This is a genomic window from Embleya sp. NPDC020630 (assembly GCF_044334985.1).
GTDB lineage: Bacteria > Actinomycetota > Actinomycetes > Streptomycetales > Streptomycetaceae > Embleya.
The window spans coordinates 84,528-98,697 of the sequence record NZ_JBIRUB010000006.1; the positions used below are offsets into that span (position 1 = coordinate 84,528).

The window sequence follows — 14,170 nt, forward strand, 5'->3', positions numbered from 1 at the left end:
CTGAACGCGCGGGGCCGTCCCCGCGCCGAGCCACGGCGCCGGCCGGGAGTGGGAGAGGCGATGATCTCGGAGGCGCGATGATCGTCGTGGGAGTCGGGTCGGGCGAGCGAAGGGTGCGGGGCGTGGGCGAGGACGACGGCGCCGGGATCGAGTCGGCGCAGGATGCCGCGAACGACGAGCTGGTGCTCGCGTTCGGGCGGTTGCAGGGGGCGGCGGGGCGGCTGGAGTACCTGCTCGGCGGCGCGATCGAGGAGGAGTTCGGGATCAGTCACCTGATGTACGAGGTGCTGCTGATCGTGGGCCGGGCGGGGGGCGCCGGCATGGCGATGCGCGCGATCGCGCAGGAGCGGGTCCTGACCACGGGCGGGATGACCCGCCTGGTGGACCGCATGGAGGCGGCCGGCCTGGTGGCGCGCACCGACGACCCCGCCGACCGCCGCGGCAAGCTGGTACGGCTCACCGCGCACGGCCGGGACGTCGTGGTGCGGGCCAGTCGACTCCACGTGCAGAACATCCGCCGCCACTTCCTGGCCCCGCTGCCCGAGGAGGCCCGGGAACAGTTCATGGAGTGCCTGCGCATCCTGTCCCACTCGGCCCGCGACGCGCTGCCGCGCCTGCGCTAGCCGACGGTCGCCGGCGCTTACCGGGTCGACCGATCCAGGGAATACCTGACAGAGCAGATACTGTTGGAGCAGATACATCGCCTCGGGCAGCGGTCGTGCCCGGAGCGGTGCGGCGCGTGCACCCGAGCCATTCCCTCCCGAAAAGGTCCCTTCCCATGAAACTCATCTGCGTCTTCGACGCATACTGCGGCTGGTCCTACGGCTTCGCCCCCACCCTCGCCGAGGTCACCGCGCGCCGGCCCGAGCTGCCCGTCGAGGTGGTGTCCGGGGGACTGTTCACCGGGCCGCGCGCCGTGCCGATCCGCGAGTTCGGCTACGTGCAGGGGGCGAACGCCCGGATCAGCGAGCTGACCGGAGTCGTGTTCGGGCCGGCGTACGAGCGGCTGATCGCGGACGGGTCGTTCGTGATGGACTCCGCGGCGGCGGCGCACGGCATGGCGGCGCTTCGGCAGGCGGCGCCGGATCGGGCCGCCGCACTGGCCGGTGATGTGCAGGCCGCGTTCTACCGCGACGGGCTGAGCCTATCGGAGCCCGGTACATTCCTCCGCGTCGCCGCCGCGGCCGGCCTCGACACGACGGAGATCGCCGCCGCGCTCGACGCGCCGGCCGGCCGTCACGCGGCCGAGGCCGACTTCCGGCGGGCGGCCGAGCTGGGCGTGACGGCGTACCCGACCCTCCTGGCCCAGGACGGCGAGCGCATCGCGGTCCTGGCCGTCGGCCGCGCCGATCCCGACACGATCGACACCGCGCTGGAACGATTCGGCGCGGGCCGCTCCGAGACCACCACCGCCAGGCCCGCGAGGCCGTGACGCCCCGAGGCCCCGGTCGGCCGGGCTCGACACAGGGTTGGTTATGCGCATAATCTTATGCGCATAACCAATCTGCCGTCAGGCACAGTCACAGCCCGTCGAGGAGAGCCATGACCACCGACATCGACCAGAGCGCGAGCGCGATACCCACCGGCGACTACGAACCGAGCGCCTCGCCGTGGGTCCGCGAGCACGTCGAGCAGATCATGCGCACCGGAACCACCGAGGGCATCACGATCAAGGGCCTGCCCACCGTGCTGCTCACCTATCGGGGCGCCAAGTCCGGCAAGATCCGCAAGACTCCGGTGATGCGCGTCGAGCACGAGGGGCATTACGCGGCCGTCGCGTCCAAGGGCGGCGAGCCGACCAACCCGCAGTGGTACGCCTCCCTCGTCGCCGAACCCGTCGTCGGTCTCCAGGACGGCACGACCGCCGGCGCGTATCGAGCGCGCGAGGTGTTCGACGACGAGAAGGCCGTGTGGTGGCGCCGAGCCGTGGCGGCGTACCCGGACTTCGCCGACTACCAACTCCGGACCGACCGCCTGATCCCGGTCTTCGTCCTCGAACCCGTCGACGTGAACACACCGGCGCAGCACGACGCCCAGCACTGAGCCGACCGACCCTCGCGCCCGGCGAAGGCGGCCTCCACACCAGGGCGCCGCTTTCGCCGGCACCCCTGCCATCTCGACGAAACCCCCGCCGGCGCAAGCGAGTGCGCCTACCCTGATAGGGGAGGGTCGCACGCGGTGGTGCGCGGCGACCGTGGGGGGAGCGCGTCCGTATCCGCGTCCACCGGGCGCCGGTCACCGGACGCGGTGAGACGGTGGGGGTATTCGGCATGTCCTTCGGTGTGTCCCCGAACCGGGCGTCGGGCGTACGCGCGCTCGGCCGGACGGTGTGTGCGGCGACCGTGGCGGGATCGCTGGTCGCCTGTGGAGTGGTGGTCAAGCAGGGCCTTCCGGCACTGACCGTCGAAGTGGCCCGGCTGATGATGAGCCAGGGCGGCGACATCACGGTCGAGCAGGCCGCCAAGCTCACGGTGACCGTACTGGGACCGATAGCCCTGGAAGCACTGCTCGCCGCAAGCACATCCGATCCGGGCCCCGGCACCGGCGCATCCGGCGGCATCGTCCCCGTGGCGCATCGGATCGCCCCCGCCACGACGCAACCGGTCGACAACGACTGGACGATCGTGGTGCGCCGCAAGGTCGGCGGCACCGTGCGGAACACCGGATACCGAGTCGCCTACGCGGGCAAGGTGTACGTGCTCACCAACGGCCGTACCGCGCAGTCGTTCGAGCCCAGCCGGAAACTGATCACGATCGACGCCACCTCGGACACCGCGACCGCCGTCGCCGTCGTGGACAGCCTGGAGCAACCGGTGCGCAGCTCGGGCAAGTTCCGGCTCCTGGTGGCCGGCAAGTACACCGACTACGACTTCGACTCCGACAAACGCTCCGCCTCGCACGCCGGCACCGACCTGCACGCCGGCCTCGGCGGCCCCTCGGCCGCACACGGCGCGCGGTACGCGAAGTTCTCCGGCGACAAGACACCGTCCCTACAGGACTGCATCACGGAGCCGCCGGACGCCTGGGGCAGCGACTTCAACAAGCTCAACCCCTACGGCCACTACTGCCTACAAACCACCGAAGGCCACTTCGGCACCCTGGCCCTCGGCAACACAAGCGAATACTCCTACACCATGTGGCAAACCGCAGCCACCACCAAGTGAATCAGGTGCGGCCCGCGTCGTGCTGGGCTTGGCGCAGTGTTTGTGAGGGGGGCATCCAGTCGGCGCGGATCACCCGGAAGCCTGCGGCTCGGTAGGCGTCGCAGACCAGGGCGTCGTCGTCGACGACCATCGCGACGGTCCGGCCGCGGGCGAGCTTGCGCAGCAGTGCGGGTTTGGCGACCCGAGCCGGGCGGCGGTCCCGCTCGGCGCGCATCAGCAGGCGGCCGGCGGGCAGTCCATGGCGATCCAACCACTCGACCGTGTCGCGCCGGCAGCGCTCCGGGCGGCCGGTCAGGTACACCACCTCGTGCGACTCCGCACTGGTCCGCGCGAGTTCGACACCCTCGGCGAGCGGCGCGTCCTGCGCCGCGGCCGCGAAGAACGCGTTCCAGTCCCGGGGCGGCGCCTCGACGAAGTGCAACCGGTGCCGGGTATCGGCCACCGTGCCATCCAGGTCGAACACCGCCAGCGGACGGGATATCACAAACGCCTCCACGACAATCCGGACTCGGTCGCGCAGTCTACGCCTGCCCTGCGGGGTTCCCGGGCGTCGGCTCGGCTCCGCCGCCTCACGCCCCGCCGCCGGTCGACCCGATCCACGCGGTCGCGATGTTCACATGCCCGTGGTGCCGTCGAGGCGTTCGCGGAGGAGGTCGGCGTGGCCGTTGTGGCGGGCGTATTCGGCGATCATGTCGACCAGGATCCTGCGTAGCGAGATCGGCTCCCCCGTACGCTTGCGCGTTCCCGTTTCGTCCAACGAGGGTGCGGCGGCGGTGATTCGGCGGGAGTGTTCGCACTCGGCCCGCCAGACGGCGAAGGCTTCGTCGGTGTCCCCGTCCAGGCTGTCGAAGTCCTGGTCGGGATCCTCGTCGGAGTAGTAGAGCAGCGGCAGTTCCTCGCCGGCGAACTGGATGCGGAACCACCAGCGCTCGACACCGGCCAGGTGCCGCACCAAGCCGTGGAGGGACATCGTGGACGGCGGCACCGCCCGTTCGGACAGCTGATCCGAGGACAGCCCCGCGCACTTGAGCTCGAACGTGTCGCGGTGCCAGTCCAGCGCCGCGCTCAGGGTTTCCCGCTCATCTCCCACGGAGGGCGGAGCGGGCCGATCGTCCCCGTCCCATCGGGGTGCGTAGTGCTGGGGCGGGGGCGTGCTGTCCATGATCCACCTTCCGGGTCGGAGTCCGACCGAGTATCACCGGCCCCACCGACATCCGCCCCGAGCGACACCCGGCCCCCGACATGCGGTGACAGGCGCGCGAAACGCGTGCTACGGTCACTCTCGTCGAACTGAGTCAGTCAACTAACTAACAAGCAGGAGACGACAATGATCGTGATCACGGGTGCGACCGGCAACATCGGCCGGGCGCTTGTGGGGCAGTTGGCGGCAGCGGGCGAGGATGTCGTGGCCGTGTCGCGGCGCCCGCAGCTCACGGACCTTCCGAACGGCGTACGGCACGCCCGCGCCGACGTCGGGGACTCGGCGAGCATGCGGCCGGTCCTCAACGGCGCCGACGCGTTGTTCGTCCTCCTGGCGGGTGAACTCAACGCCCACGGAGAGAGCCCGGACAACCTGGTCGGCGCCGCCGCGGACGCCGGCGTCGGGCGCATCGTCCTGGTCTCGTCCCAGCTCAACACCACCCGCCCCCAGGCCCCTTCGCATGCCCGCTTGCGGGCCTTCGAGGCGGCGGTGCGCACGTCGGGGACGGACTTCACGATCCTGCGCCCGGGCGCCTTCGCGTCCAACGCCTTCGCGTGGGCCGAGTCGGTTCGCGGAAAGCGCACGGTCTTCGCCCCGTTCGGCGACTCGGCGCTGCCCGTCGTCGACCCGGCGGACATCGCCGACACGGCCGCGGTCGTACTGCGCGAGGACGGTCACGCCGGCCGTACCTACGAGCTGACCGGACCCGAGGCGATCACCCCGCGTCGGCAGGTCGAGGTCATCTCGGCGGCGCTGGGCGAACCGGTCGCGTTCGTGGAGCTGTCCCGCGAGGAGGCCCACGCGCACATGGCGCAGTTCATGCCGGAGGAGGCGATCGGCGGCACCCTGGATGCCCTCGGCGTCCCGCTCCCGGCCGAGGTGGAGGTCGGCCCGGACGTGGCGAACGTCCTGGGCCGTCCGGCCCGACCGTTCGCCGAGTGGGTGGCGCGCAACCTGCCGGCGTTCCGGTAGCGCCCCTCCCGGGCGCGAACGGCGGCGCGTCCGGGAAGGGCTTCGGCCCACGAACGGGTTCCGACGTCCCGCCCTCCGGGCGCACCGGCCACGCCGAACTCCCTTAGGCCACCGATTACTTCGCGCCACCCGGACGACCGGACGGTCGCCACATCGGCCCACCTCGGCAAAACGGCGAGGCGGGCTGGCCGTCACCGCCGCCGTTTGCAACCGGCCCGGGCATCCGGCTCCGCCGGCCCGCTCTCCCCGTGGCCGAAAGAAAGCCGTTTATCAGGATCGACAAACAGCCGCTTACATCTTTTGTGTGAGGAGTGTGTGAGTAGCATGTGAGTCTTTTTGATCTGTGATCCACATCACATTGACGCACCTTTCGTATCAAGGCTTCACTTTCGAGGCGACGGGAATCGAAAGACGGATTCTCTAGCGGTGGATATCGCTCCACCGGTCCGGGTCGCATAGGAGGCCCGGCCGGTCCACAGTTACCTGGAGGTTGTCGTGGTGAAGATCGTCAACTCTTTCTCCAAGAGGTTCAGGGTCGAAAAGAGCCTCAAGTCCGCCACCTGGTTCATCTGGTACAGCTGATCGTTTCGATCGACTCCGCCCGAGGTTCGGCCGAGTCGGATCGCCGCCCGGGCTCGCGTCCGGTGGAGCCGCGTCCCGGCTCCGCCGGGCGGGAGACTCTACGTCCTGTGGAGAGCACCGATGAATCGTTCCGACACGGTCGGAAGTGCCCGGGTCACCATTTTTGCCCCGAAGATCGAGGAACTCCTGCGCGAGCGTCGCGGTGCGGGGTTTTTCCGCATCGACGGCGACACTGTCGGAGTCGCCGATCCGGAATTGATCAACAAACTCCTGGAGAGCAGGTCGGCTCACGAATTCGAGCGGCCGACTTTCAAGCCGCTCCAGGGACGGTCGATTGCCCGAGGGGAGGCCAACGACGTCCTGCGAGCCGTCTCGCACGACGTGCGCGCCGCATTGGGCGGGCCGGCTCCCGATTCCGTCGATTTTTCCGGAATCTGGCCGCGTACGGGTCACGCCTATCTTCGCGATCTTCTTTTCGGGCCCGACCCGTCGCGGTTCCGCATGCTCACCCATCGCCGCCTCGAAAAGGCGCCGGTACTCACCCGCGCCATGGTCCGCATGAGCGCCGTCCTGCCGGGAAGGCCCGCCCTCGATCCGCCGGTGTCCCGCCTCGCGGCCGTCACCGCCACGGCCGCCGCCGAGCACGGCGACCGGCGCTACGCCATGGGACTGTATCGCCGGGTCGCCGCGCCGGTGTGCCTGGGAGTCGCGGCACTGGTCGCCAACGCGCTCTGGCTCGGCTCGCCGTTCCACCCCGACGCGAGCAACCGGCACATCGTGCTGGAGTCGCTGCGGTTGTTGCCGCCGTCGTGGAACATCCTGCGGGTGGCGTCCCCCGAGTTCGCCGCCGTGGACTCCCGGATCGGTCCGCACGACGACGTGCTGCTGCTGCCGCTGCTGACCCATCGCGACCCCGAACTGTGGCCCGATCCCGACGTGTTCAGCCCCGAGCGCTGGCACGAGATGGACGACGACGACCACCCGGGCTACATCCCCTTCGGCCACGCGAGCGATCGTTGCCGAGGCCGGCACCTGATCGTCCCGCTCGCCGAACACCTCCTCGAACGCCTGCGCGCCGACGGCCTCGCGGTGAGCCCCGAACAGAGCACCGCCAGGGTGCCGCTCGCCGGCCTGCTCGGGGTCACGCGGGTACAGGTTTCCCGAACTCACCTCCCCGGCACCTGAGTTCGGCGCATGGCACATCACGCTCGGGGTCCCCGGATCCCGTCCGGCCGTCAGCCCTCGTGTGCCACGACCCTGCCACCTCGGTAGAGATACCGAGTCCCTTCCAGCGTGAAGAACTTGATGGTCTGCCACTCGCGCGTGTCGGACACGCGGTGGACGTACAGGTCACGGCCGGCCGGCAGGAGGTGGAACTCCGACGGCGTCTGCCCCTCGAACGTCCGGCGCACATACAGCTCGCCGTCGCGTTCGAGGACGTCCTCGACGATGCCGGTGGCCGGGTAGCGGCCCAGGTATCCGCCGGCGTCGCGTGGCGGGGTACTGCCGTCGGGGGTGTGCTGCGGGCGTGGTGCGACGTGGGCGAGGTCGGTGAAGATCTCCCGGAACAGGTCCACGTGCAGCGCGGCGTTGTCGCCGCCGTTGGTGAGCAGGACCACGGCGAGCCGGGCGTCGGGCAGGATGCGCAGGAAGCACGCCTGGGCGTGGGTCGTGCCGTCGTGGCCGTAGGCGGTCCGGCCGTTCCAGTCCCAACGGGCCCAGCCCAGTCCGCAGGTTTCGCCGCTGTCGGCGGTGTCGGGGGTGTCGGTCTGGAACGAGCGCATCGCCTCGGCGGAACGGGTCGACAGGATGCGCGTGCCGTCGGACGCGCGGCCGTCGTCCAGGTGGAGGCGGGCGAAGGTGAGCACGTCCTCGACGGACGAGCAGACAATGCCGGCCGGGCCCGAAGAGCGGGGTATCCAGGCGGGGTTCACGTGCGGGGGCCGATCCCGTTCCCAGGTGTGTCCCGCGGCGGCGCGGTGGGCGAGCACGTCCTCGGGCAGGGTGTGCGTGCGGGTCAGGCCCAGCGGCTTCAGGAGGCGATCGTGGAGTGCGGCGTCCCAGGTCGTACCGGTGACACGCTCGATGAGTCGCCCCGTGAGCATCAGGCCGGCGTTGCAGTACGAGTAGGCGCGACCGAGCGGGTGCACACCACGAACGTCCCTGAGCAGCGCGGCATATCGCTCCAGGCAGTCGTCGCCGCGACCGGTGTCGGTGAGCACGTCGCCGTCGATCCCGCTGGTATGCGTGAGCAGGTGACGCAGGGTCAGGCGGGCCGTACGGTCCGGGTCCGACAGGCGCAGTTCGGGCATCACGCGCGTCACCGGCGTGTCGAGGTCGAGCAGGCCCTCGTCGACCAGGCGCATCGCCACGGTCGCGGTCCAGACCTTGGTGACGGAGCCGATCTGCCAGACGGTGTCCGGTGTGGCCTCGACCCGGTCGTCGACGTTGGCCGTGCCGGTGGCGAGCTTCGTGACGCGATTGCCGGACAGGATGCCCAGCGCGGCGCCGGGGACCTGGTGGCGGGCGGCCAGTGCGTCGAGCCTGGCCTGCCAGTGCCGCGCGGCCGGCCCGGCGGCGGACGGGTCGGCGGGCGCGGGTGGTTGCTCGGCGGCGGACGCGGACGGGGCGAGAACGGAACCGGTCGCGGCGGCGCCGGCCGCGACGCCCAACGACCCACGCAGCACCGCACGCCGAGTGGGCGACACGGACTCGCGGTCGGCTGCCCCGTCGGAGGAGGGGGTTTCACGATGGTCGATCACGGTGCGAGGCTACGAAGCCGACCCGGGCCCTCGCGTCCCCCGAGCGTACGAGTACCCGAGTACTGCGCCGGCACACTCGACCGCCACGCGCGTCCTACGCCCGTACTCGCTCCCGGGGCCGATGCCGCCGCCCGTGCGCGGTGTCGGTCGAGCCGGCCGAGATCGGCCATCAGCCGCAGGTTCTCACGCCCCGTCAGCAACTCGTCCACGGCGGAGAACTGTCCGGTCACCCCGATCGACGCCCGCACCCGAGCGGCTTCACGGCGTATGTCGTATCCGCCGACGCGGGCTCGGCCGGCGTCGGCCGGGAGAAGCGTGGACAGGATCCGTACCGTGGTGGTCTTGCCGGCCCCATTGGACCCGAGCAGGGCGTAGACGGTGCCGACGGGAACGGTCAGGTCGAGGCCGGCGAGCACCCGGTGGTCGCCGTACGCCTTGCCGAGGCCGGTCACCTCGATCGCGTGCGCTGTCTGTGTCGTCATGCCGACCATGCTGGAAGGTTGACCCTGCGTCAGGGTCAACCCGTCGCAACGCCTCTCGTACCTCCGCCCGTTCCGGGTGCGCAGGATTGCGCGTGGCACGAAATGTTCCTCCGTGCCAGTGCAGTTCGTGCCCTGTCACCGCTCCCGCCCACAGCGCAGACTGGCGGCGGCCCATGATCCGCCCGCGCGGCTCCCTCCCTTCCCCGTGGGTGAGTTCGCAGCCGCGCGGGCCCGGCCGACCCCGGACGGCCCCCGCGTCGTGCCGTCGACGAGCGCCCGCGATCATGTACCGCAGCCACGATCGGTGGGGTCGGGGCGGGAGCGGATCGGAATCATCGATGGCGCGTGTGGGTTCGGCTGCGTCGGGACGCCTGGCGGCGGCCGCGGCGGCGGGAATGGTCCTGGTGACGGGATGTTCGGCGGCTGCGGATCTGGCCGACACGGCCTCGGCCGATCTGTCGACGTTGAGCGCCGAGGCGGCGTCCGAGCGGGTCGCCAGGGCCGTGGACCGCGTGCATTCGGTCCGCGTCACCGTGGAGTTGCGGCGCAACGGCGCGACCCAACGCACCGATCTCCGGTTGGACATACGCACCGGCAACTACTCGGCGACCGGCAAGACGTCGAGTTATACGATCGAGACGGTGCGGATCGGTGAGGACGTCTACGTCAAGGCTTCGCGCGCCTACTGGCAGTCGCGGCTCGGGCGCGACAAGGCCGCCCTCCTGAACTCGCTCGACGGCAAGTACGGCCACGTGGCCACCGACGACCCGGCCCGATCCACCATGAAGAACCTCAGCCGAAAGGCAGACCCGCACACCGTCCTCCCCACCCTGGCGAAGGCCGATCGCCGCCCCGACTCCACCGTCGACGGCCGGCGCGTGGTCGTGTTCGCCGAACCCGGCGAGAAGAACCCCGACCTCCTGTATATCCCGGCCGAGGGCCCGGCCCTGCCCGTCAAGATGACCGACTCCCCGTCCAAGGGCGGCTCCGACACGGCGACCCTGACCTGGTCCGAGTACGACCAGCCCGTCGACATCCAGGCCCCGGCACCCGACCGAATCGTCGAACTTCCCAGCCTCGGCACCGCCCCACCCGGCGCCGGCCTGCTCTGAGCACCCGTCACTCCCCTCCGCCGGAAGGCACCTCACCGAGCCGAATGCTCACCTGGGCACCCAGTTCGCGATAGCCGAGCCCAACCGCGACCCGCCGCGAGGACAGCGGTCTCGCCCGCCACTTCGGCACCAGGGAGCGAGGCCGGGCCGAGGACGTCGACGACGGGCAACTCGTCCCGCAGTCGAGTGGCGTCCACGAGCCACCCCGGCGGGCACAGCAACGATCCGGGCGCGACCACCGTGGCCACCGTGTGCGACGTACCGAACTCGACCGGGGTGCAGGCAAGTTCGGCCCAAAGGCTGCGGACGGGGGCAAGCAGGGGGTCATCGGCCATCCCCGCATCCTGCCGACCCCGCGACGGCGACGCGAGCGCATTCGTGCCCCGGAACACCGTCGCCTCCCTCGGCGGGGGCGCACCGCCGGACGCGGTCGCCCCCGCCCGTCGCGTGGCACCGACCGCGCACCGCACCGACACCCGCCGCGCGGCACCGGTGGCGTCCGCCCCGAGACAGCCGCTGGACGTTCCGTCCGATCCGGACGTATAGTCCAGACATGAGCACGGTGGCGAAGGAAGACGACACGGATCCCCGGGTGCGGATGTGGGAGCCCGTGGGGCGGGCCGTCGCGTTGTTGCTCGGGCCCTACGCCGAGGTCGTATTGCACGATCCCGGAACCGACCGGGTCCTGGCGGTGTGGAACCCGTTCACCTCGCGCGGTCCGGGCGACCCCTCGGCCCTGGGCGAGTTGGCCGCGTTGGATCCGGCGGCGCGCGACGTGTACGGGCCGTACGAGAAGGTGCTCGCGGACGGCCGCCGGCTGTCGTCGGTCAGCGCGGTGTTGCGCGACGCACACGGGCAGCCGGCCGCGGTCTTGTGCGTCAACCTCGACCGCACGCCGCTGGAGCGGGCCGCCGCCGTCCTGTCCGCGTTCGGCGCGCCGACCGCGCGGCGCCCCGAGCCGCTGTTCGAACAGGACCTGTCGGCGCGCGTCGCCGAGGTGGTCGGCGGCCATGTCCGCGCCACCGGGCGCCCCGCCGAGCGCATGACCCGCCCGGACCGGTTGGCCGTCGTCGCCCGCCTGGACGAGGCCGGCGTGTTCGAGGTGCGCCGCGTCGTCCCGGTCGTCGCCGAGGCCCTGCGGGTGTCCCGGTCCACCGTGTACGACCTGTTGGCCGATGTACGAGCGACGAGCGAGAGAAGCTGACGACCATGACCCGGCTGCCCGATTTCCGGCTGGAAACGTATTTCTCCCGCTGGGAGTTCACCGCCCGCCACCACCTGACCGCGTCCGACGCGCAGACCATGACGCTGAGCGAGCTGCTCGAACTGGCGGACGACAGCGACCGGGACGCCTTCGAGCACCTGTCCCTGGGCTACACCGAGACCTTCGGCGACCCGGGCCTGCGGTCGGCGATCGCGGGCACCTACGACCACATCGAGCCGGACGACGTCATCTGCTTCGCGGGCGCCGAGGAGGCCCTGTACGTGGCGATGAACGTCCTGCTCGACGCCGGCGACCACGCCATCGTGGTGACCCCGAACTACCAGTCCGCCGAGACCGTTCCGCTGGCCCTGTGCGAGGTCACCGGCGTGGCGCTCGACCCGGCGCGGGACTGGGCCCTGGACCTGGACGCGGTGGTCGCCGCGATCCGCCCGAACACCCGGGTCGTCTCGGTGAACTTCCCGCACAACCCCACCGGCAAGGTCGTCGACCGCGCCGAATTCGCCGCCCTGGTCCGGCTGTGCGACGAGCGTGGCATCCGTCTGTTCAGCGACGAGGTGTATCGCGGCCTCGAACGTGATCCGGCCCGCACCCTGCCGCAGGCCGCCGACCTGTCGCCGCGCGCCCTGTCACTGAACGTGACGTCGAAGTCCCTCGGCCTGCCCGGCCTGCGCATCGGCTGGATCGCGTGCCGCGATCGGGCCCTGCGCTCGCGCCTGGAGCGGGCCAAGCACTACACCACGATCTGCAACTCCGCGCCGAGCGAGGTGCTGGCCAGGATCGCCCTGAAGGCCCGCGAGACGATCCTGGCCCGCAACCGCGCCCTGATCACCGCCAACCTGACGGCGTTCGACGCGTTCTTCGCCGAGTACCCCGACGACTTCGAGTGGCGGGCCCCCGACGGGGGATGTGTCGCCTACCCGCGCTACCTCGGCGCCGACGGGGTCGAGGCGTTCTGTACCCGCCTGGTGGAGGAGGCGGGCGTGCTCCTGCTGCCCGCGAGCATCTACCGCTCCGACCTCACCCCGACCCCCACCGACCGTTTCCGCATCGGCGTCGGCCGCGACCACGCCGAAGCCGCGCTGTCCGCCTTCTCCACCTGGCTGCGCACCGGCCGCTGACGCCGACGCCGAGCCGTCCGGCGGAGCGGTGTCATCCCGTGGCGCGCGGCGCCGAGCGCACGACGGCGCTCGGACCGTCGAGCCGGTTGCGGCTGTCCCGGATCGCCTCCCGCTCCCGGGCCGGATCGAAGCCCCGGGTGGCCAGGAAGTAGGCGGCGCCGGAGACGACCAGGCCGACCACGAACGCGATGTCGGCGCCGTCGAGCGCGTCGACCATGGGCCCGGTGTAGAAGCCGGTGGTCATGAACGGGATCGACGCGGCCACACCGAGGGCGTAGGAGAGCAGACCCGCGAGGCCCCAGCGGCCATAGATGCTGTCGGGGCTGAAGATCTCGGTGATGGCGTAGTGGCCCCGGCGCACGAAGTAGTAGTCGATGAGATTGACCGCGGTCCAGGGCGCCAGGGCGTAGAGGATGAGCGTGATGAAGTCGTTGAAGCTGTCCAGGTACTTCCCCGGCAGTCCCTCGGCCACGGCGAAGACGACCGCGGCGCCGGTCGCGACGCCGACGACGCGGGTGCGGGCGGTCAGCGCGATCGGCCGGAAGGCGTGCACGATGCTCAGGCCCGAGAGCATCGCGCCGTAGAGGTTGACCCCCATGATGGCGATCGCGCTGGGGACCAGGACCGCGATCACGGCGGTCTTGCCGAAGCCGGAGAAGAGCGTGTCGCCGATGTCCTGGAGGTTGACCAGCGCGTCGGGGACCGGAACGGAGCCGGCGATGAAGTTCCCGAGCACCATCAGCCAGATCGCCGACAGGGCGGCCCCGGCGTAGGTCCAGCCGATCACCCCGCGCGCGGAGGTGTCCGCGGGCAGGTATCTGGAGTAGTCGGAGACGTAGACGGCGTAGCCGAGTTGGTAGCCGGCGGCGGCGACGAACTGGGCGAGGGCGGCGGCCCAGGTGAAGGAGGCGGTGTGCGGGTCGTGATGTGGGCTCAGATGCATCAGGGCGAGCACGGTGAGGATCCCGAACACGGGTACGACCAGGTACGGCAGCAGGCGCAGCACGGTGTGCAGGAGGTCGTAGCCGACGATCGCGAGCACGGCCGCGAGCAGTACGATCACCACCGCCCACAGCGTGGTCGAGCCGGGAAGGACCGTCTCCAGCACCTGGGAGGCCAGCAGTACACCGAAGGCGCTGAAGCCGATGTAGACGCAGATGACGGCGAGCATCGGTACGAGGGCGCCCCGGGTGCCGAACTGGGCGCGTGACTGGATCATCTGCGGCAGGCCCATGGTGGGCCCCTGGTTGGCGTGGAACGCCATGAAGCAGGTGCCGAACAGGATGCCCAGGACGGTGGCCGTGATCGACCAGCCGAGGGACAGTCCCATGACCGGTCCCGCGAAGCCGACGACCATGGTGGTCGGCACGAACTGTCCGGTGAACCAGAACGGCGCCTGGTGCCAGGCGCGGCCGTGTCGCTCGGACTGCGGGATGTAGTCGATCGAACGTGTTTCCAGGACCGGGCCGCTGCGCGAGTTCTCGCCGGGTGCCGGCTGCCGGCTCCTCGTCGCGCCTGTGTGGTCAGCCATGTGCCCTCCTTCACGTGGGGC

Annotated in this window: 14 protein-coding genes and 1 pseudogene; 10 read left to right on the forward strand and 5 right to left on the reverse strand. The window is 70.9% G+C overall.

Annotation, left to right across the window (positions count from 1 at the left end):
• Positions 1-122: 122 nt before the first annotated feature.
• The 4 genes from ACH4XV_RS21720 to ACH4XV_RS21735 all read left to right on the forward strand — a co-directional run bounded on the left by ACH4XV_RS21720 (position 123) and on the right by ACH4XV_RS21735 (position 3,164).
• Entirely contained in the window at positions 123-623 is a 501-nt protein-coding gene (locus ACH4XV_RS21720; RefSeq protein ID WP_395792167.1) for a MarR family winged helix-turn-helix transcriptional regulator, read from the forward strand.
• A 155-nt stretch (positions 624-778) separates the two neighbouring features.
• The gene (locus tag ACH4XV_RS21725) at positions 779-1,432 is read left to right on the forward strand and encodes a DsbA family protein (RefSeq protein WP_395792169.1); all 654 of its coding nucleotides are present in this window, start codon (positions 779-781) and stop codon (positions 1,430-1,432) included.
• A 110-nt stretch (positions 1,433-1,542) separates the two neighbouring features.
• Positions 1,543-2,043, forward strand: a complete 501-nt coding sequence (locus ACH4XV_RS21730) for a nitroreductase family deazaflavin-dependent oxidoreductase (RefSeq protein WP_395792171.1) — start codon at positions 1,543-1,545, stop codon at positions 2,041-2,043.
• A gap of 227 nt (positions 2,044-2,270) precedes the next feature.
• Positions 2,271-3,164 carry a hypothetical protein gene (locus ACH4XV_RS21735; RefSeq protein WP_395792173.1) on the forward strand — a complete coding sequence of 298 codons (894 nt, stop codon included), beginning with the start codon at positions 2,271-2,273 and terminating at the stop codon, positions 3,162-3,164.
• Position 3,165: 1 nt separating this feature from the next.
• Here ACH4XV_RS21735 and ACH4XV_RS21740 read toward each other — a convergent pair whose 3' ends face one another.
• Both ACH4XV_RS21740 and ACH4XV_RS21745 read right to left on the reverse strand, forming a co-directional pair.
• Complete coding sequence (locus ACH4XV_RS21740) at positions 3,166-3,648, reverse strand: hypothetical protein (protein WP_395792175.1); 483 nt, start codon at positions 3,646-3,648, stop codon at positions 3,166-3,168.
• Positions 3,649-3,777: 129 nt separating this feature from the next.
• Positions 3,778-4,326 (reverse strand): DinB family protein, encoded by a 549-nt coding sequence (locus ACH4XV_RS21745; protein ID WP_395792177.1) that lies wholly within the window; start codon positions 4,324-4,326, stop codon positions 3,778-3,780.
• A 165-nt stretch (positions 4,327-4,491) separates the two neighbouring features.
• Here ACH4XV_RS21745 and ACH4XV_RS21750 point away from each other — a divergent pair, with 165 nt between their 5' ends.
• The 3 genes from ACH4XV_RS21750 to ACH4XV_RS21760 all read left to right on the forward strand — a co-directional run bounded on the left by ACH4XV_RS21750 (position 4,492) and on the right by ACH4XV_RS21760 (position 7,104).
• Complete coding sequence (locus tag ACH4XV_RS21750) at positions 4,492-5,337, forward strand: NAD(P)H-binding protein (RefSeq protein WP_395792179.1); 846 nt, start codon at positions 4,492-4,494, stop codon at positions 5,335-5,337.
• A 498-nt stretch (positions 5,338-5,835) separates the two neighbouring features.
• Entirely contained in the window at positions 5,836-5,919 is an 84-nt protein-coding gene (locus tag ACH4XV_RS21755) for a tryptorubin family RiPP precursor (RefSeq protein WP_380002660.1), read from the forward strand.
• A 120-nt stretch (positions 5,920-6,039) separates the two neighbouring features.
• Positions 6,040-7,104: a cytochrome P450 gene (locus ACH4XV_RS21760; protein WP_395792181.1), complete on the forward strand. Its 1,065-nt coding sequence runs from the start codon at positions 6,040-6,042 to the stop codon at positions 7,102-7,104.
• A gap of 50 nt (positions 7,105-7,154) precedes the next feature.
• On the opposite strand, the gene ACH4XV_RS21765 is transcribed toward ACH4XV_RS21760, so the two are convergent.
• Both ACH4XV_RS21765 and ACH4XV_RS21770 read right to left on the reverse strand, forming a co-directional pair.
• Positions 7,155-8,681 carry a serine hydrolase domain-containing protein gene (locus ACH4XV_RS21765; RefSeq protein WP_395792183.1) on the reverse strand — a complete coding sequence of 509 codons (1,527 nt, stop codon included), beginning with the start codon at positions 8,679-8,681 and terminating at the stop codon, positions 7,155-7,157.
• Positions 8,682-8,809: 128 nt separating this feature from the next.
• Positions 8,810-9,163, reverse strand: a pseudogene (locus ACH4XV_RS21770) (ATP-binding cassette domain-containing protein); the annotation flags it as partial.
• A gap of 338 nt (positions 9,164-9,501) precedes the next feature.
• On the opposite strand from ACH4XV_RS21770, the gene ACH4XV_RS21775 reads away from it, so the two are divergent.
• From ACH4XV_RS21775 to ACH4XV_RS21785, 3 genes are all read left to right on the forward strand, one after another.
• Positions 9,502-10,275, forward strand: coding sequence for a hypothetical protein (locus ACH4XV_RS21775; protein ID WP_395792185.1), 774 nt, complete (start codon positions 9,502-9,504; stop codon positions 10,273-10,275).
• Between the two features lie 553 nt (positions 10,276-10,828).
• Entirely contained in the window at positions 10,829-11,479 is a 651-nt protein-coding gene (locus ACH4XV_RS21780) for a transcriptional regulator (RefSeq protein ID WP_395792187.1), read from the forward strand.
• Positions 11,480-11,484: 5 nt separating this feature from the next.
• Complete coding sequence (locus ACH4XV_RS21785; RefSeq protein ID WP_395792189.1) at positions 11,485-12,618, forward strand: aminotransferase class I/II-fold pyridoxal phosphate-dependent enzyme; 1,134 nt, start codon at positions 11,485-11,487, stop codon at positions 12,616-12,618.
• 31 nt (positions 12,619-12,649) lie between these two features.
• Here ACH4XV_RS21785 and ACH4XV_RS21790 read toward each other — a convergent pair whose 3' ends face one another.
• Positions 12,650-14,149: a purine-cytosine permease family protein gene (locus ACH4XV_RS21790; protein ID WP_395792191.1), complete on the reverse strand. Its 1,500-nt coding sequence runs from the start codon at positions 14,147-14,149 to the stop codon at positions 12,650-12,652.
• Between the last annotated feature and the right edge of the window lie 21 nt (positions 14,150-14,170).